The organism is Hahella ganghwensis DSM 17046 (assembly GCF_000376785.1).
Classification (GTDB): domain Bacteria; phylum Pseudomonadota; class Gammaproteobacteria; order Pseudomonadales; family Oleiphilaceae; genus Hahella; species Hahella ganghwensis.
Map to the genome: position 1 here is coordinate 42,076 of NZ_AQXX01000123.1, position 19,430 is coordinate 61,505.

Here is a 19,430-nt window from a genome sequence, read left to right on the forward strand (position 1 = left end):
AATAGGGAACGCTCAGGCATATGCAATACCAGAAATGTCACCAATGACCAGGGTTTGCTTTCCTTTTCCACGTCACTTCCCGGACAACACCGGGAGATCAATGATTGGCGACGTCATTATAGGCATCAGTACTTTTACAAAGGTAGTAGCCTGGTGGATAACTGGTTCGTAATGTGAGCTGGTTAGCAATCCCTGGGTGACTCTGTTTTGATTAGCAGGAATAACTTTCAATACAGAACAAACAAAAAAGCCGCTCTGAAAAGAGCGGCTTTTTTGACAAATACGGCGCGAAAGATTACTTGAACAGAGTTTCTCCAGTTAACCCTTCTTTTTCCAGCAGCTCGCGCATGCGCTTCAATGCTTCCACCTGAATCTGACGAACACGTTCACGAGTCAGACCAATTTCCTGGCCCACTTCTTCCAGTGTGCTCATAGGGTATCCACGCAACCCAAACCGGCGCGCGATGACTTCCTGCTGTTTATCAGATAACTGGTCCAACCAACGATCAAGGCACCCTTTCAGGTCGGAATCCTGCAGCATCTCAGCAGGGTCATTGCTTGCTTCGTCGGCAACAGTTTCCAACAGGGATTTTTCAGAATTTCCACTAATTGGAGAATCAATCGAGGTGATGCGTTCGTTCAGACCCAGCATACGCTTGACGTCTTTCACAGGCTTCTCAAGAAGCTCAGCGATTTCTTCAGCACTAGGCTCATGATCAAGCTTTTGGGTCAGCTCACGAGCTGCACGCAGGTACACATTCAATTCTTTGACAACATGGATAGGCAAACGAATGGTACGGGTCTGGTTCATAATGGCCCGTTCGATCGTCTGGCGAATCCACCAGGTGGCATAAGTCGAAAAACGGAAACCACGTTCAGGATCAAACTTTTCAACCGCACGAATCAAGCCCAAATTACCTTCTTCGATCAGGTCCAGCAGGGAGAGTCCGCGATTAACGTAACGCCGGGCGATTTTAACCACCAGACGCAAATTACTTTCGATCATCCGCTTACGTCCCTTTTCATCACCTTTGCGGGCGAGACGTGCGAAATAAACTTCTTCTTCGGGAGTTAATAGTGGCGAAAAGCCGATTTCATTGAGGTAAATTTGTGTGGCGTCCAGGTTCCGGTAGGACTGGCCTTCTCCAAGACTAAAGCGACCACTGCTGCGTGTTTGCTCTATTGCTACAACTACTTCGTCGTCATTATCAAGCTCATTGATTTCTTCCATCTCGGAGATATCGATATCATTTTCGAACGAAATGTCTTCTGCATATGCTTCGCGTTCTGCTGCCATGATAAAAGCCCTGCTCTCGTGGACTCCCTTGGGAGTATGATGATTTGTTATCCCGCAAAATGCGGGCTTTTCTTCTTCGTGCCTTGTGCTTTATTAGGCTTATTTTTTTGGTAAATAGGTCAGCGGGTCTACAGGCTTTCCGTTTCTTCGTATCTCAAAATGTAACATTGGCCTTTTTGCCCCTGTCTGCCCCAGCTCGGCGATTTGCTGCCCCAGTTTTACGTAGTCTCCTTCTTTTACCAGTATCTTGCGATTATGAGCGTAAGCACTTAGATACGTTTCACTGTGATTAACAATCACCAGCTTTCCGTACCCCAGTAACCCACTGCCTGCATAAACCACTTCGCCACTGGCTGCGGCTACCACCGGATCACCGATTTTACCGGCTATATCAACTCCCTTATTTATTTCACCGGTAATGGAATATGTATCAATAATCGGGCCAGGGTGAGGCCACCCCCATCCGGATCTAAATTGAGGTTTAGGTTTGTTACTAGTGGCAGACGGCTTTTGTTTCTTTTTGTAAACGGGCTTTGGGGAGGCAACCTGGGGGACAGGCTTTAGTGTACTTTTTGAACTTTTCTGCGGTTTGGCTTTCGCTCTGGCAGTACGAAACACATAATCTTCCGGGACAACCAGACTGATTCTCTGCCCAATTTGAATGGTATAAGGCGGCGGAATATTGTTGATCTCTGCCAACTCCTTGTAATCCCGGCCATACCTCCAAGCTATGGAATACAAGGTATCCCCCTTGGAAACCTTATGATTTCCCCAGTAAACGGGAGGGTTAAAATCAGGGTCTTGGTAGATGTCGGGGGAGGTACAGGAAGTCAAAAAAATGGCGAAAGCCAGCCATACATATTTAAAAGCATAAATGACGCCAGTTTTGGTATACAGTCTGTTACATAAGGCTGTGTTTTTGACTCTTTGCTGCCGCACATTTACGCCATTTTTAAAACATTTCGGAATTAAATAAATCTACTTTATTCTTATTTTTTACATTCATTTCTAGATATCATTGCTAACTAATTAAAAAACAAAGTTATTCTCAATAGTTATAGATAACCTTATTCTCCCTATCCGGACACATCCGCTACCCCAGGTAACACTTGCGCGGCAATTCGGTAACACTTTCCAGAATGTTACTTTTGATAACTGGTTCTCAATTTTTCCATCACCAATATCAATGCCACACCAGTGACGGCCAACAAAATCACCCCGACCAGATGGGAAGGCTCACCGGTAATTGACTCATATCGAACAGGCGAGACATTCATCTGTACCAATGGCTGTGTATCTCCATGAGAATCTATCCTGTATTCCAGGGTATATTTCCACGGCCAGACCTTGTTAAGCGCCCCGATCATGAACCCAGTCAGGACAGCCATCGTCGCATCATGAAAACGTTTCAGTACCCAATTCAGAAAATGGGTAAAGGAAATCAGCCCCAGCAGACACCCTGAAGCAAATATTGCCAGGATCGCCACATCAAAACCTTTCACTGCCGCCAGGATCGGACCATACATCCCTAACAACAGCAACAAGAAGCTACCAGACACCCCGGGTAGGATCATGGCACATATGGCAATGGCCCCGGCAATGAAAATATTAAGGTAGGTCGGCTCCAGGCTGGTTGGAACGAACGAGGTTAGAATATAGGCGCAAACCGCTCCGGCCACCAATAAAAAAGAGGTAATGATCGAGCGTTGCTTGATTGCCTTTCCAACAAACCAGACCGAGCCAAGAATCAAGCCAAAGAAGAACGCCCATAGCAAGGCAGAGTGATGCACAAGCAGGTAGCTGATCATTTTGGAGAGCGAGAACACGCTGGTTAATATACCTGCAAACAGTACCACCAGAAAGGTTCCATCGATCTGGCCCCATACTCCCCGAATTCCCTGCTGTCGAAACACAGACCATAGCTCCGGTGAAATTTGTGCCAATGCTCCGATGAGGCGTTCATATATACCTGAGATAAAAGCTATCGTACCGCCAGATACTCCGGGAACTATATCAGCAGCCCCCATCGCCATTCCCTTGAAAAAGTTACTCCACATCAGCGAACAACACCTCCCAAAAGAGGGACAAACCGAACGGCTTCCACCAGTTCCTCCTCACACTCATTCCCTCGACGGGTAATAACAGATAAATACTGCTTTCCATCTTCGCCAATCGGAATGACAAGTCTCCCACCTTCCTTTAACTGCCCCAACAGCTCCTCTGGCAGTTTGTCCGGTGCTGCTGTCACCATGATGGCATCAAATGGACCCTTTTCCGGCCATCCCCAATGTCCATCAGCTAATTTGGTGTGGATATTATTCAACTTAAGTGCCGCGTATCGTTTGCGGGCTCGGTCTAGCAATGGATCGATTCGTTCAACGGTATATACCTGTTTGGCAAGGTGAGCCAGAATGGCTCCCTGGTAGCCAGAACCAGTCCCGACTTCCAAAACTGATTCCAGAGCATTACCACCACATAGCAGCTCTGTCATCCTGGCAACAATATAAGGCTGGGAAATCGTCTGACTATGACCAATGGGTAACGCCGTGTTTTCGTATGCCCTGTGTGCCAGCGCCTCATCGACAAAGATATGTCTTGGCACTTCAGCCATGACACCAAGGACTTCCTCATTCACAATTCCCTCCTGACGGAGGCGTTCAATCAGGCGCATACGAGTGCGCCGGGAAGTCATACCGATCCCCTGCAAGTCGAATTTCACGACAGGTCTCCCACCCAACGGTTCAAATGCTCAATCGCATCGTAACGGGTCATGTCCACATGAATCGGCGTTATGGAAACATAGTGCTGTTCGATTGCATGGAAGTCTGTCCCTTCTCCGGCATCATCCCCTGCCCCGGCAGCGGCAATCCAGTATCTTGTGCGTCCACGGGGATCAACATACTCCACAGGCTCTCCACCTCTGGACCGGTGGCCCAGGCGAGTCACCTTAACCCCCTTAATCTCTTCATAGGGGATATCAGGCACATTGATATTCAGTACTGTCCGTGGTGCTAAAGGGTGTAACAGGTCATTCTGTAATAACCTTCCAACCACTTTTGCTGCGGTTTCAAAGTGATTGTTACCTTGGTTGACCAGTGAAACGGCAATGGCAGGATGATTCAGGAAACGCCCCTCCATCGCAGCAGCCACCGTACCGGAATAAAGTACGTCGTCGCCCAGGTTTGCATGAGAGTTTATGCCTGAAACAACACGCTCAGCTGCGAAACCAAACCTTTCACTCAAACCCAGATGAACACAGTCCGTAGGCGTACCATCCACAGCATAAAAGCCTTCTGATGTAGGTTGCAGGAAAAGCGGGCGAGTCAGTGTCAGGGAATTACTGGCCCCACTGTGATCACGATCAGGAGCAATGACTTTGATATCAGCAATCATGCGGAGTTCATCAGCTAAAGCAGCCAGCCCCGGAGCATGAACGCCATCATCGTTGGACAGTAACAACTTCACAATTTTTATTTCCGTAGCTATCAATGTTATGCCGTGCCGGATCATACCTGAACTTTACCCAAGTGCCCTATTGGCCCTTTCTGTAGATATGTTCCGACTATTAACTATAGAGAATCAGCTTTACCTGATTCGGCCCGCAAATCAGGTACTGAATACATTCCAGTATCTCAGTTTAATTCAAAACACTGATCCAGCAATACTGATGCAAAGCATCCCGACCCGAGATCGAAGGACAATTCCAGGCTATCGTCATCCCAGCTCCAGGCCAGGTTGTCGGCTTCAGCGACCATCGCCCGCCGATCAGTACGCACGCCCTCAGCATGCAGTCCAGTCAACCAGTCAGCAAAGTCACTGACTGCCTGTTGCTCAATATCACCGGCCAGGCCTTCCAGGAATTCCGCTCCGCCAAGCATCGGTCCCGAGGGCACCTTATCTTCCACTAGGGGATTCGAGGTAACTTTGGTTACCGGGAAATCGCCTTCAATTAGACAGTTCCAGGTGCCTTGCTCCATGCGAATATCCAATACCCGATTAAACAAGTGGGATCGGGCGGCCGATAGAAACAAACCTCTCTGTGCTTTTTTCTTAGGCTTTCCCTCTCCCCGGAACCAGCGACCAGCCTGCCCGAGGTTATAGCCATCATGTCCAAACCGTTGTGGACCGAAATAGTTGGGAAATCCGTTGGCTGCGATTTCGTTCAGTTGCTCGTCGATACGAGCCCTGTCACCCTGCACATCCCTGACGATAATTCTGAAGCGGTTTCCTCTGTGCTCACCACGTCGAATTTTTTTCGTCGTACGGCTTACCTGCAGTAACTGGGTACCTTCAATTTGAAGTTTGTCCCAGTCCGGTTCAGGCCTTTTTCCCAGATAAACACTCATCCATTGCCGGGTTACAGCATGACGGTCTTTCAGGCCATGCAATCCCACATCAAAATCTCTGACACCTGCGAACCGGGCTATCTGACGGGCCACCCAATCACTGTTCTGACCGATTTTCTCCAGGTGCAGCAAGACATGCTCCCCCTGACCGGGGTTTACAGGCTCCCATAGCTCCTCAACATAAAAGTCTTCGGGTGATAGTTTCCATTTACCTGTGGCAGGTTGGGGCCAGAGTCGGCGTACTGAAATATCCATTACTTCAATCCCTCCACGCCATCCGCATGGTAAATCAGGACGGAAGCGTAACAGGCTATCCCCTCTTTTCTACCGGTAAACCCCAACTTTTCAGTAGTCGTGGCTTTGACGCTTACAGAGTCCAGGTCAATGGCACAGTCGTCTGCTACCGCGACTCTCATCGCTTCAATATGAGGGGCCATTTTGGGCGCCTGCGCGACCACGGTGCTGTCAATATTCCCGATACGATAACCGCTTTCTTCCAGCAGTCGGGTAACAGCACGCAACAGTTTACGACTGTCGGCTCCCTGGTATTCCAGATCAGTATCCGGGAAGTGATGACCAATATCCCCCAAAGCGGCCGCTCCCAATAATGCATCACAGATGGCATGAAGCAATACATCACCATCCGAATGGGCGAGCAAACCAAAGTTATGGGGAATTTTCTGGCCACCGATCATGATATGATCACCGTGGTCGGCAAATGCGTGAACATCATAGCCCTGCCCGACTCTAAATGGTGCCATTGAATCCTCCTACTACAACTTTCAAAAAACCGAACTTCTGAATCAACTGATATCAGGCGCTAGAGCTCTGCCTGCCTTATGCGATCCAGAAACAACTCTGCCAACGCCAGATCCTGTGGATGGGTAATCTTGATATTGTCACTATGCCCTTCCACCAATAAAGGCTTATAACCCAACAACTCAAGAGCTGACGCCTCGTCTGTCACTGAGATTTCGCCATTAAGTGCTTCCTGCATACCACGCCATAACAAACCGAAACGGAACATTTGCGGCGTATATGCACGCCACAGGTTTTCCCGTGGAATCGTGCTCTTAACCCTTCCATCATTCTCGGCCATTTTCAGTGTATCGGCGACTGGCACAGCAAGCAGTCCTCCTACATCACTATTAGCGACCGAGGAAATTAACTTCTCTATGTCCTGTAATCTGATACAAGGTCTCGCCACATCATGTACCAGTACCCAGTCATCATCCCTGGCCTCGCCACTGATCGCCCGCATGGCGTTTAGTACACTGTCTGCGCGTTCAGCTCCGCCAGCAACCGAGATCACTCTATTTTGATATCGCGGTGCGATGGTCGGCCATACGGAATCCGAATCACTGACCGGTAACCATATGCACTCAATTTGTGGCACACGCAACAACTGATCCAGAGTGTGCTCAAGCACAGATTTTCCGTTCAAGGTCAGATATTGCTTAGGAACCAGCCCGCCGAACCTACGCCCAATTCCGGCAGCAGGTACAATCACCCAGATTCTGGCATTGGCATTCTGAGACTGAGACTGAGAAGGAAATTCTGATGACATCTGATTCTGAAAAAGTACGAAAGACTCTGACTAGGAGTGGTTATAACTACTTTGCCTTTCACTCGTCTCAGTCCCCCGCCTGAAATGTTCAGGTCGCGGACAATGGCAAGAGTCATGCTAAAGGCGCCAACAATCCAGACGATGGATTTAATAAAAGTATGGTAACCGTTGACGAACGCCTTTGCCCGACTTTTTTGGCAAAAACGGATAAAACTGGGATCAGATATTCTAGAAAAGACCAGGCACTGAGAGCCTGAGCCAGGAGATCAATTGACGGAGTTTGACTCAATCAGCAGATAGAACTGTTCGTCAGGATAAATCATACCAAGCTGATTTCTGGCACGCTCCTCAATTGCACTCTGCGCCAGCTTGAGTTCCATAACCTCAGCATCCAGCCTCATATTACGCTCGTGCAGAGTTTGGTTCTCAGACTCCTGCTCCTGAATCTGTTGATAGAGGGTATAGGCCTGCGCATAGGAGCCTTCGCCCATCCAGAGGCGAAATTGTAGCAACACCGTTAAAGTTGCCATAAGCACCCAAATCGCTTTCACACCCTTACCCATTTTCTACTTAGCTTAACTGCTTAACAATACCGCGACTGATCGCCATTACAGCGAGTAACTACCCACTTACGTGTTCAAACGTTATTTTTGAACAAGGAACCGACAATTCTAGAGCTTATTAAATATATAGTCGATGACTGTTAATAATTTCCAGTAAGTTTGGCCTATAAATGCATAAAAATTAAGATTTTTTGTATGCGACCATAAAGGGTCATCAATTTTTTATTACCTGTAATACAAAAAAAGGGCCATACGGCCCTTTTTCATTTCAGGAAACTGATTTCTCAGCCCTGGCCTTTAATTTCCTTGAGACCTCTATATAGCGCCTTATCCCCCAATTGCTCCTCAATCCGCAGCAATTGGTTGTACTTGGCTACGCGGTCGGAACGACACAGCGAACCGGTTTTGATCTGACCGGCACTGGTCGCCACTGCCAGATCGGCAATGGTCGTATCTTCGGTTTCGCCGGAACGATGAGAAATGACAGCGGTATAGCCTGCATCCTTCGCCATTTTGATGGCATCCAGAGTTTCGGTCAGACTTCCGATCTGATTGAACTTGATCAGAATGGAGTTACCGACCCCCTTCTCAATCCCCTGCTTGAGGATTTTGGTATTGGTCACAAACAGATCATCGCCCACCAGTTGCACCTTATCTCCCAGCTTCTGGGTCAATACAGCCCAACCATCCCAGTCACTCTCGTCCATACCGTCTTCGATAGATACGATTGGGTAGCGAGCACTCAGGTCCGCCAGATAGTCGGCAAACTGCTCAGAGCTGAAAGTCTTGCCTTCACCAGAAAGATTGTACTGACCATCTTTATAAAACTCAGAGGAAGCACAATCCAGAGCCAGAGTCACATCTGTTCCTAACTTGTAGCCGGCATTACTTACAGCTTCTTCAATTGCTGCCAGCGCCGCTTCATTGGACGGCAGGTTAGGAGCGAAACCACCCTCATCACCCACAGCGGTATTCAGACCCTTTTCCTGCAATACTTTTTTCAAAGCATGGAAGATTTCAGCCCCCATACGCAGCGCTTCGCGGAAGCTGGTCGCGCTCACTGGCTGGACCATGAATTCCTGAATATCCACATTGTTGTCGGCGTGCTCACCGCCGTTGAGAATATTCATCATGGGGACAGGCATAGAGAACTGTCCTGCGGTACCATTCACCTCAGCAATATGAGCATACAATGGCATGCCTTTTTCAGCTGCCGCAGCTTTTGCCGCAGCCAGAGAGACTGCCAGAATCGCATTAGCGCCCAGCTTGGACTTGTTTTCAGTGCCATCCAGCTCCAGCATAACCTGATCAATGGCACGCTGATCTGCCGCATCTTTACCGATTAGCGCAGCACGAATTTCTTCGTTAACAGCGGCAACAGCTTTCAATACACCTTTCCCTAAATAACGACTGGGGTCCTTGTCACGAAGCTCAAGCGCTTCGCGAGAACCCGTGGAAGCTCCAGAGGGGGCACAGGCTGTGCCAATGACACCAGACTTAAGAATAACGTCAGCTTCGACAGTAGGGTTACCACGCGAATCAAGTACTTCGCGACCTTTGATATCGACGATTTCCGCCATGTTTTATCTCCTAAAGATTTAGATACCGTAACTGAATGACCAAACAGGTCGACAAATTGTTATTATTCGCCTTGCCTACAAATAGCCTCGATGCTGTCATTATTGGCTTATATCGCATATTTGTTTAACGACCAGGCTGACCCTCTAACCTCCCTGATCTTCCGCTAGATAGAAGACCAGGCTATTCAATATTTGCTCAGGCAGTGTCTAGTTCCGCAAACCCTTTCACCAAATCATCCAGTGATTTGAGCTGGGACAGGAACGGCTCAAGTTGCGACAGCCTCAAAGCACAGGGACCGTCACACTTTGCCTTGTCCGGATCAGGATGAGCCTCCAGAAATAGCCCTGCAATCCCGGTGGCAATTCCCGAACGCGCAAGAGAAGTCACCTGTTCCCGGCGTCCGCCCGCAGCAGACGCCAGTCCACCGGGCATCTGCAGGGAATGGGTAACATCGAAGAACACCGGGTATTCCATCGCCTTCATAATGCCGAAGCCCAACATATCCACGACCAGATTGTTGTAGCCAAATGATGAGCCACGCTCACAAAGGATCAACTGATCGTTTCCGGCTTCCTGGCATTTAGTCAGAATGTGCTTCATTTCCTGAGGAGCCAGGAACTGAGCTTTCTTGATGTTAATCACCCGGTTGGTTTTGGCCATCGCTACAACCAGATCGGTCTGCCTGGAGAGAAACGCCGGGAGCTGAATGATATCAGCCACTTCCGCCACTGGCGCAGCCTGGTGCGGTTCGTGAACATCGGTGATAACAGGAACATTGAAGGTGCGTTTGACTTCTTCAAAGATTTTCAGGCCTTCTTCCATTCCCGGTCCACGGAATGAATGTACGGAAGAACGGTTTGCCTTATCAAATGAAGCTTTAAAGACGTAGGGAATTCCCAGCTTTTCCGTCACTTTGACGTAAGTTTCGGCAACTTCCATTGCCAGATCTCTGGATTCCAGGACATTCATCCCGCCAAAAAGTACCATGGGACGATCGTTGGCAATCTCAATGTTGCCAACTTTGATAGTTTTTTGAGCCATGAGCTTATCAGTTTCCCGTGAGAGTCACTGCCGGTCAGCCGTTACCGCACACGCCCCTGTACCAGGACGCATACAGCCAGAGGACAGCAACCCCTTATTACTGAAAAAAATTAAACAGCACTGTGAAAAATAAACAGTACTGAAAATAAAAAGGGCCAACATTCTAACAAATGTGGCCCCGGACTGTCCTCTACATTAGTCGACCACAGGCGAGGCAAATCCGCCGAGGTCAACAAGCAATGATAGGCGACTTATGACTTTTTCCCTGCGTAGATCAACGCGGCGTTTACAAATCCTTCAAACAGCGGATGCCCGTCTCTTGGTGTGGACCGGAATTCCGGATGGAACTGACAAGCCACAAACCAAGGGTGCTCAGGCACTTCCACCACTTCTACGAGGGACCCATCTCCTGACCAGCCAGACACTTTCAGACCAGCCTCCTGGAGCTTGGGCAGCAGATTGTTGTTCACCTCATACCGATGGCGGTGACGCTCTGCGATAATTTTCTTGCCATAGGCATCGTAAGCCTTGGAATCTTCTTCGAGCCGACACTCCTGTGCACCCAAGCGCATAGTACCACCGAGGTCCGATTGCTCTGAACGGGTTTCCGTCGCGCCACTGGCATCCTGCCATTCGGTTATCAAACCAACCACCGGGAACGGCGATTGAGTATCGAACTCTGTACTGTGAGCCGCTTCCATTCCTGCCACGTGGCGTGCATATTCGATCACGGCAACCTGCATTCCGAGACAAATTCCCAAATAGGGAATCTTATTTTCCCGGGCATACTGCACCGTTTTGATTTTTCCTTCCACTCCGCGCTCACCAAAGCCACCGGGCACCAGAATCGCATCCACTCCCTGCAGCAATTCAGTCCCTTTTTGATGGACCTGCTCGGAGTCAATGTACTTGATTTTCACCTTATGACCAGTGCGAATCCCTGCATGCTTCAATGCTTCATTCAATGACTTGTAGGCATCCAGCAGATCCATGTACTTGCCGACCATCGCGATAGTCACACCGTCTTTCATGCCGGATTCTGCGTCCACCACGGCCTGCCACTCACTGAGATCCGCAGCACCGCACTCCAGGCCGAAACGCTCAACAATGATCTCATCAAGTCCCTGTGCATGCAGCATGCGGGGGATCTTGTAAATACTGTCAGCATCCTCTAGCGCAATAACTGCTTTCTCTTCCACGTTGGTGAACAGAGCAATCTTGCGGCGGGATGACTGATCAATACTGTGCTCAGAACGGCACACCAGAATATCCGGTTGCAAACCAATTGAACGCATCTCTTTCACCGAGTGCTGCGTTGGCTTGGTTTTAACCTCACCAGCGGTGGCAATATAAGGCACCAGTGTGAGATGCATGAACAGTGCGCGTCTTGAACCGACTTCCACTTTCAACTGACGGGTTGCTTCAAGAAATGGCAGAGATTCGATATCACCAACCGTTCCGCCGATTTCCACCAGCGCCACATCAGCTTCACCGGCACCTTCGACAATGCGACGTTTGATTTCATCAGTGATGTGAGGGATTACCTGTACGGTCCCCCCCAGGTAATCACCACGGCGCTCTTTGCGCAGTACCGTTTCATAAACGCGGCCAGTAGTGAAATTATTTCGTTTGGTCATCGGCGTACGAATAAAACGCTCGTAATGCCCAAGATCAAGATCAGTCTCCGCACCGTCTTCGGTCACGAACACCTCTCCATGTTGAAATGGACTCATGGTTCCAGGATCAACATTGATATAAGGATCAAGTTTGAGAATGGTGACTTTTAGCCCGCGTGCTTCGAGAATAGCGGCCAAGGAGGCGGACGCGATGCCCTTCCCTAAGGAAGAAACAACCCCACCTGTGACGAATATATAGCGCGTCATGCAGAACCCGTTTGGCGTAAAGATGTTAGTCGATATGGAGGGAGATATTCATCTCAAGATGGGACGCCAGAATAACAGAAACCTGAGAGCAGCTCAATCAAAGAAGCATGATACATACGTTGTAACTGATATTGACTGCATGTCCCCCGGTAAAATCCGGGAACCACGGAGAATTACTTGCAAGGAAGTCGATGACAGATATTCATGAAGGAGTAGTTTAGCGGGAGGATGTAATGTTTCAGGCATCCTTGCCTGATCAGTGGTTCTGAATCTACTGGAAAGATCTTCCTAGTGTGTGAATCGAACCAGACAGTTGTCAAAATCAATTTCAGTGGAGTCTTCCGCTGCTAAAGAGAAGCCGGTATCAGTGATCTTAAAGCTCGGAGAGAAACAGATTTCTTCCGTTCCACCGTTTGACACCACCACAAAGGCACTTCCAGCTTCGCTGAACGGTTTGTCATTTAGTTCAGACCTGACTGTAAGCCCATATTTTGGACTGATAGCACCAAAACCCGACAAGTCTTCGCCCAAGTCTTCGCCAACTATATAGAACAATGAAAGATTGCTGAATCGCTTCACGATTCTTGGATCACCGCTGCATGTGTCGTTATCGTAAAAATAACCGGCAATATCGAGAACCTTCTCTTCCTCTGCGGTAGATTCCTCAAAGTCTATGTTGACACTCAACCAGAAATCACCTTCGCCCTGAGAGACCGAACAACCTTCTGAACCAGTAGTAGCACTCCAGCATCCGCCCAGTTCTCCATAGGCTTCATCAAGACATTCATGCGCCTCGCCAACAATAGCGCCACCACTATTGTTCACATTATCAATATCATCTTCATCCAGGGTGAGATCGGTGTCGATTGGCGTTATAACTGCTCCTCCCAGATCAGGACTGGAGCCGCCAGATCCACTGCTGCCGCCGCCGCCGCAGCCCAACATCATGGAGCTGACAATAATTAAAAACATCATTCCGATGTTATTCATATAAATACCTATTCATGCATTGAAAAATGACGCACTGCTGACGCAGTAAGTAACCAAATGTAATTTTTGTGCTGCCATTGTAATAGCTATGGTCACAACAGACATTCTATCCATGCTGACAATTTGCAAAGCTTTGCAAATTGTTAAAGGCGCTTGGTACGCTCCTCCTTTTCCATATAAAACTACTTTCCTGTTCCAAGTTTCTGACATTAAAGCGAAAACTGACTAACTATCCCGTCACCTCCTCCACATTATTTTGTATCCATCCTTTTTTGAGGCAAAATTCTTGTCCAACACCAGATCACCAACAGCGACCAGGACATCATCGTAAAAGACCAGAGGAATGGATTTACGTTCCCATTCGGGTATCCGCTGCTCGTTTAACCATTTCTTCAGAGTGCACCCGCCTTGCCTACCCTCGGGATGGAATTTCTCTCCACCGCGACGATTTCTTACAACTACCCGCTGGCTTTCAAGAGGAGGCTTCAACATCCCTCCTCCTACATCACTTTGCGTCAGTAAATCTGCGTAAAGTAAGCCTGACGGCGTTTGCAGTTTGTTTGGAAATTCCCAGACCAAGTCATAATCTGCAACATCCACAATTGTCACAAGACAGACACTACCCCGATGAATCCCAACTCTTTTGTTGGCATTCAACTGAAACAATCCTTCCGATGACCGACCAAAAATAAAGTCGACCAGAGACCGGGTTTTGGACTCGTTCAGATCGATATTCGCACACTGCAACCAATAACGTAATAGATTGAATTGCCTAGGAGTGGAAAGTCGCCTTAGGCCGGAAATACTGAGGCGGATGTCATCCTCCCGCCCGTCTTTTTGGACTCGACAGGCTGCAAGATCAATCTCCGCAAGATCAGCCAGCATATCTGCCGCTTCACGACACCAATGCCCGGAGTTAGCGATACGCTCTGCCGCTTTTGGCCAGCGGGTAACTATTTGAGGGAAGATATTATGCCGGATGTAATTGCGGGAGAACTCAGCGTCACTATTGCTCTCATCTTCGATCCAGCTTAACTGCCAATGCCGGGCAACCACCTCCAGTTCACGACGGTTAAAACTCATGAATGGGCGCCGGATTTCTCCTTCGGCAAGAGTGCGTATAGCGGGAATCCCTCCCAGTCCACGGACCCCATGCCCCAGAATCATCCGATAAATAATTGTTTCAGCCTGGTCATCCAGGTGATGTCCCTGTAATAGCATTCCGCGGGGAGGCAGGTACTTCTCGAACACCCGATAGCGTTCAGTGCGCGCTGAAGCTTCAATTCCATTCCCTGCAGACAGGACACTGACCTTTTCTACAATCAGCTCAATATCGAGGTTCCGGCATTGCTCTAAACAATGCTGAGCCCAATGATCAGCGTTATGACTGAGACCATGATGTATATGAACCGCTTTTAGAGATAGCAGAGACGCGGGGGAATAACGTTGGCAGGCGTGCAGCAGCAAAGTGGAATCAAGGCCGCCGCTGAAGGCGACCATCCAATCCCTATCGCTTGGAAGGGATTGGATGGTTTCACGCAAACGCTGTTCAATTTGAATAGCTGTTTTATCCAGATGACACCTTAATCGAGGAAGCGCTCGTATGAAGTCAAACGCTCATAACGTTGTTTGACCAATTCTTCCTTACTCAGTTGATTAAGTTCTTCCAACCTGGCCAGCAAAGCACTCTTGATGGTGGAAGCCATTAACTCAGGATTACGATGTGCGCCTCCTAATGGTTCTTCCAGAACATAATCCGTCAGACCGAGTTCTTTAAGACGCTTTGCTGTAATTCCCATTGCCTTGGCAGCTTCAGAGGCATAGTCAGCACTTTTCCACAATATCGAGGCGCATCCCTCAGGGGAAATGACTGAATAGGTTGAGTACTGAAGCATCATCAACCGGTCACAGACACCGATAGCCAAAGCACCACCCGATCCGCCTTCTCCTATCACGGTGGAAATAATGGGCGTTTTCAGACGGGACATCACTGCCAGATTGAATGCGATCGCTTCACTCTGGCCGCGCTCTTCAGCGCCGATGCCCGGATAAGCTCCCGGTGTATCGATAAATGTCAGTATGGGAACATTAAATCGCTCGGCCAACTCCATCAGGCGCAGAGCCTTGCGATATCCCTCAGGACGGGGCATACCAAAGTTCCGGCGAACCTTCTCTTTGATTTCACGCCCTTTCTGATGTCCGATCACCATCACCGACTGCCCTTCCAGTCGGGCCAGCCCGCCAACAATGGCTTTGTCATCAGCATACTTACGGTCACCATGGAGCTCGTCGAAATCATCAAAGATATGCTCAACATAGTCCAGAGTGTATGGCCGCTTAGGGTGCCGGGAGACCCGGGAGGTGTCCCAGGGAGAGAGGTCGGCAAATATGGATTCTGTCAGACTGACACTTTTTGCTTTCAGCCGATTGATTTCATCCGAGATATTGACCTCAGTATCATTGCCCACCAAGCGCAGTTCTTCAATTTTTTCTTCCAGCTCAGCAATCGGCTGTTCAAAATCCAGGTAGTTGAGATTCATAGACTTGGCTGAATTACTCATAAGTGTTCACATGTCCGTTAAATGTATTCATGCAACCCCAGCATCTGACTCAGATAAAACAGTCAAGCATATCAACTGTTATACCTCAACTGCACCCGTTCGCTGCCCAACATGGTACGCAGTCCCTGGATCAGATCGTCACTGGGATTCACTTTCCAGGACTCGCTCAATCGAAGCTTGGTCCTGGCGGTTTCTGTTTCATAATGAATAACCACAGGGCAACCCTCATCAAAAGGTTCACCCAGGGCATTACCCAATTCATCAACGAAACCATTATTAAAATCGTTTTTGTTAAGAAATAGTATAAGCTCTTTGGCGAACTTGAGTCGGGCTTGACTGATATCTGTGACGGATTTGGCGCGAACAGACAGGCCACCGGAGTACTCATCGTCCTCCACATTTCCCTCAACAACCAGAATCCGGTCAGTATGCAGCAATTCTTTTGCTTCTTCGTAAGCATTGGAAAATAGAGTGACTTCTATACGCCCACTTCTGTCATCCAGCGTCACAAAGCCAATATATCCACCGCGCTTGCTTTTCATGGTACGAACGGCGACCACCAGACCAGAAACAGTCTGAATGCCTTTGCCCGGCCTTAGCTCGGAAATCGGTGTGCGCACAAACCGCCTGACTTCTTCTTCATATTCATCAAAAGGGTGACCGGTCAAATATAATCCCAGCGTATCCTTCTCGAGCTTCAGTCGTTCTTTCTCGGGCCATTCCTTGACATGAACCGACGCGGAGTATGCATCGGAATCATCCTCGGGCACCACCTCACCGAACAGATCCATCATACCGGCATTTTCATTACGGGCATGCTGATCAGCCCGTTGCACGGCCTCGTTGATAGACGCCATCATTCTGGCCCGACCGGGTCCAAGCTTATCCATGGCCCCCGATCGAATCAGTGCTTCCAGTGCACGCTTATTTACCCGACGCAGATCAACCCGCTTACAGAAGTCAAACAGATCCCGAAACGGACCGCCGTCAGCTCTGGCGTCCAGAATGCTCTGAATGGGCCCTTCCCCCAACCCCTTGACTGCGCCCAGTCCGTAGACAATGCGGTTATCATCATCCACGGTAAAGGTGTACTGACTGTTATTGACATCAGGCAACACCAACTCCAGTTTCATGCGACGGCATTCTTCGATGAGCGTGACCACCTTGTCAGTGTTCTGCATATCCGCAGTCAATACCGCAGCCATAAATGGCGCCGGATAATGCTGCTTTAGCCAGGCCGTCTGGTAAGAAACCAGTGCATAAGCGGCCGAGTGCGATTTGTTAAACCCATAACCGGCGAACTTTTCCACCAGGTCAAAGATTTTTTCCGCCAAATCCTGCTCGATGCCTTCATTGACACTCCCCTCAACGAAGATGGCTTTTTGTTTTGCCATCTCCTCGGGCTTCTTTTTACCCATCGCGCGTCGCAGAAGGTCAGCGCCACCGAGAGTATAACCGGCCATCACCTGAGCAATCTGCATGACCTGTTCCTGGTACAGAATAATTCCGTAGGTCGGCTGCAGAACCGGCTTCAGTGACTCCAATTGATAGTCCGGATGCGGGTAAGCAAGCTCAGCCCGGCCATGCTTCCGGTTGATAAAGTCGTCTACCATCCCTGACTGCAACGGTCCCGGACGGAACAGGGCCACCAGAGCGATAATATCTTCGAAACAGTCCGGCTGCAGACGCTTGATCAATTCTTTCATACCCCGGGATTCAAGCTGGAATACCGCGGTGGTCTCGCCGTTTTTCAATAGCCGGAAGGTCGCTTCATCGTCAATGGGGATAAAGTTGATATCCAGCGGCGGCTTACCTTCTGCCTCGAGCTTTGGATTGATCATCTTGACGGCCCAGTCGACGATCGTCAGTGTCCGCAATCCGAGGAAGTCGAATTTTACCAGGCCCGCCTGTTCCACGTCGTCTTTATCAAACTGGGTAACCAGGCCCTGTCCGGCCTCATCACAATACAGGGCAGCAAAGTCCGTCAGTTTGGTGGGAGCAATGACCACCCCACCGGCATGCTTACCAACGTTCCGGGTCACCCCTTCAAGCTTGCGGGCCATTTCCCAGACATCCATGGCCTCTTCGTCGTTAGCCAGATATTCACGCAATGGCTCTTCCGCCTCATAGGCTTTAGCCAGCGTCATCCCCACCTCAAATGGAATCAGCTTGGACAGACGATCCCCAAGGGAATAGGGTTTACCCTGTACCCGGGCAACGTCCCGGACCACAGCTTTGGCCGCCATGGTACCGAACGTTATGATCTGGCTGACCGCGTTTCGTCCATATGTGTCCGCAACATAACTGATAACCCGATCGCGCCCGTCCATACAGAAGTCAACGTCGAAGTCGGGCATCGATACCCGTTCCGGATTGAGGAATCGCTCAAACAGGAGGTCATATTCCATTGGGTCAAGATCGGTGATTTTCTGAGCATAGGCCACCAGCGAACCGGCCCCGGAGCCTCGTCCCGGTCCTACCGGTACACCGTTATTTTTTGCCCACTTGATAAAGTCCATAACGATCAGGAAGTACCCGGGGAATCCCATCTGAATAATAATATCCAGTTCAAATTTCAGCCGGTCATAATACCTTTGACGTTTTTGCTCATAATCAGGGGAAGACTTATCCAACAGGGTCTCAAGTCGTTCCTCAAGCCCCTCTTCCGTGATCTTGATGAAAAACTCATCCATCGTCATCCCCTCAGGGATGGGATAGTTAGGCAGGAAATACTTGCCAAGTCGTAAATTGACATTACAACGTTTGGCAATTTCCACCGTATTCTCGATGGCCTCGGGGATATCACTAAACAGCTCGATCATTTCCTCGCCGCTCTTCAGGTACTGCTGCTCACTGAATCGTCTTTCTCGGCGAGGATCATCAATAGTCTTGCTGTCGTGAATACAGACTCGGGCCTCATGGGCGTCAAAGTCATCCGCAGCCAGAAAGTGGACGTCGTTTGTCGCCACCACCGGGCAACCTGTTGCTATCGCCAGTTCGACACTGGCATGCACACACTCTTCGTCGCCAATCCTGTTGGTACGCTGCAACTCCAGATAAAACGCATCTGGAAACACCTCCATCCAGCGGGCCAGACGTTGCTCGGCAAGTTCGGTCTTCCCGGCCAGCAGAGCTTGGCCGACATCCCCTAGCCTCGCGCCGGAAAGCGCCAGAAGCCCTTCAGCCTGGGCTCTTATCCACTCTTCCTTCAGAATCGGGCGTCCATGATGCTGACCTTCCGTATATCCTTTGGAAACCAGCTCTGTCAGGTTGAGATAGCCTTTGTCATTGCGGGCATATAAAGTCAGCCTGAATGGGGCCTCTTCTTCCTCCAGGTTCTCCACCCAGACATCGACACCGACAATTGGTTTGATTCCGGCCCCGGTAGCTGCCTTGAAATATTTCACCAGGCAGCACATGTTGGATTGGTCGGTAATTGCCGCTGCAGGCATTTTCATATCGACCAGTTTGCCGACTAATGGTTTTATTTTGACCAGACCATCAACCAGCGAGTATTCCGAATGAATTCTTAAATGTATAAAGTCGCCCATCGGGCAATAGACCTCTCATATTTGTACATACCGGCCAGGCTTTGTCATTC

At 49.3% G+C, this 19,430-nt stretch carries 16 protein-coding genes; all 16 read right to left on the bottom strand.

The features are described 5' to 3' along the window. Positions 1-295: 295 nt before the first annotated feature. Positions 296-1,297, bottom strand: a complete 1,002-nt coding sequence (gene rpoS / locus F566_RS0117210) for an RNA polymerase sigma factor RpoS (RefSeq protein WP_020408259.1) — start codon at positions 1,295-1,297, stop codon at positions 296-298. Between the two features lie 99 nt (positions 1,298-1,396). Further along, the gene (locus F566_RS0117215; protein ID WP_245555268.1) at positions 1,397-2,038 is read right to left on the bottom strand and encodes a peptidoglycan DD-metalloendopeptidase family protein; all 642 of its coding nucleotides are present in this window, start codon (positions 2,036-2,038) and stop codon (positions 1,397-1,399) included. Positions 2,039-2,439: 401 nt separating this feature from the next. Further along, complete coding sequence (locus tag F566_RS0117220; RefSeq protein ID WP_020408261.1) at positions 2,440-3,354, bottom strand: polyprenyl-phosphate transporter; 915 nt, start codon at positions 3,352-3,354, stop codon at positions 2,440-2,442. Further along, on the bottom strand, positions 3,354-3,989 hold the full coding sequence (locus F566_RS0117225; RefSeq protein WP_020408262.1) for a protein-L-isoaspartate(D-aspartate) O-methyltransferase: 636 nt from the start codon (positions 3,987-3,989) through the stop codon (positions 3,354-3,356). Before F566_RS0117225 ends, F566_RS0117220 begins: the two co-directional genes overlap by 1 nt. A 23-nt stretch (positions 3,990-4,012) precedes the next feature. Then, on the bottom strand, positions 4,013-4,807 hold the full coding sequence (surE, locus tag F566_RS0117230) for a 5'/3'-nucleotidase SurE (protein ID WP_020408263.1): 795 nt from the start codon (positions 4,805-4,807) through the stop codon (positions 4,013-4,015). A 122-nt stretch (positions 4,808-4,929) separates the two neighbouring features. Further along, positions 4,930-5,898: a tRNA pseudouridine(13) synthase TruD gene (gene truD, locus F566_RS0117235; RefSeq protein WP_020408264.1), complete on the bottom strand. Its 969-nt coding sequence runs from the start codon at positions 5,896-5,898 to the stop codon at positions 4,930-4,932. Further along, on the bottom strand, positions 5,898-6,404 hold the full coding sequence (gene ispF, locus F566_RS0117240) for a 2-C-methyl-D-erythritol 2,4-cyclodiphosphate synthase (protein ID WP_020408265.1): 507 nt from the start codon (positions 6,402-6,404) through the stop codon (positions 5,898-5,900). The genes truD and ispF overlap by 1 nt, the downstream gene beginning before the upstream one ends. Positions 6,405-6,463: 59 nt before the next feature. After that, entirely contained in the window at positions 6,464-7,210 is a 747-nt protein-coding gene (gene ispD, locus F566_RS0117245) for a 2-C-methyl-D-erythritol 4-phosphate cytidylyltransferase (protein WP_020408266.1), read from the bottom strand. A gap of 266 nt (positions 7,211-7,476) precedes the next feature. Further along, positions 7,477-7,761 (bottom strand): septum formation initiator family protein, encoded by a 285-nt coding sequence (locus F566_RS0117250; RefSeq protein WP_026180090.1) that lies wholly within the window; start codon positions 7,759-7,761, stop codon positions 7,477-7,479. 296 nt (positions 7,762-8,057) lie between these two features. After that, positions 8,058-9,353 carry a phosphopyruvate hydratase gene (gene eno / locus F566_RS0117255; protein WP_020408268.1) on the bottom strand — a complete coding sequence of 432 codons (1,296 nt, stop codon included), beginning with the start codon at positions 9,351-9,353 and terminating at the stop codon, positions 8,058-8,060. A gap of 196 nt (positions 9,354-9,549) precedes the next feature. Next, complete coding sequence (gene kdsA / locus F566_RS0117260; protein WP_020408269.1) at positions 9,550-10,395, bottom strand: 3-deoxy-8-phosphooctulonate synthase; 846 nt, start codon at positions 10,393-10,395, stop codon at positions 9,550-9,552. A gap of 251 nt (positions 10,396-10,646) precedes the next feature. Further along, positions 10,647-12,278: a CTP synthase gene (locus F566_RS0117265; RefSeq protein WP_020408270.1), complete on the bottom strand. Its 1,632-nt coding sequence runs from the start codon at positions 12,276-12,278 to the stop codon at positions 10,647-10,649. A gap of 288 nt (positions 12,279-12,566) precedes the next feature. Further along, entirely contained in the window at positions 12,567-13,268 is a 702-nt protein-coding gene (locus tag F566_RS0117275; protein WP_020408272.1) for a hypothetical protein, read from the bottom strand. A gap of 237 nt (positions 13,269-13,505) precedes the next feature. After that, on the bottom strand, positions 13,506-14,768 hold the full coding sequence (gene tilS / locus F566_RS0117280; protein ID WP_020408273.1) for a tRNA lysidine(34) synthetase TilS: 1,263 nt from the start codon (positions 14,766-14,768) through the stop codon (positions 13,506-13,508). Positions 14,769-14,851: 83 nt separating this feature from the next. Continuing rightward, positions 14,852-15,808: an acetyl-CoA carboxylase carboxyl transferase subunit alpha gene (gene accA, locus F566_RS0117285; protein WP_026180091.1), complete on the bottom strand. Its 957-nt coding sequence runs from the start codon at positions 15,806-15,808 to the stop codon at positions 14,852-14,854. 92 nt (positions 15,809-15,900) lie between these two features. Next, on the bottom strand, positions 15,901-19,380 hold the full coding sequence (dnaE, locus tag F566_RS0117290; protein WP_020408275.1) for a DNA polymerase III subunit alpha: 3,480 nt from the start codon (positions 19,378-19,380) through the stop codon (positions 15,901-15,903). Positions 19,381-19,430 lie beyond the last annotated feature (50 nt).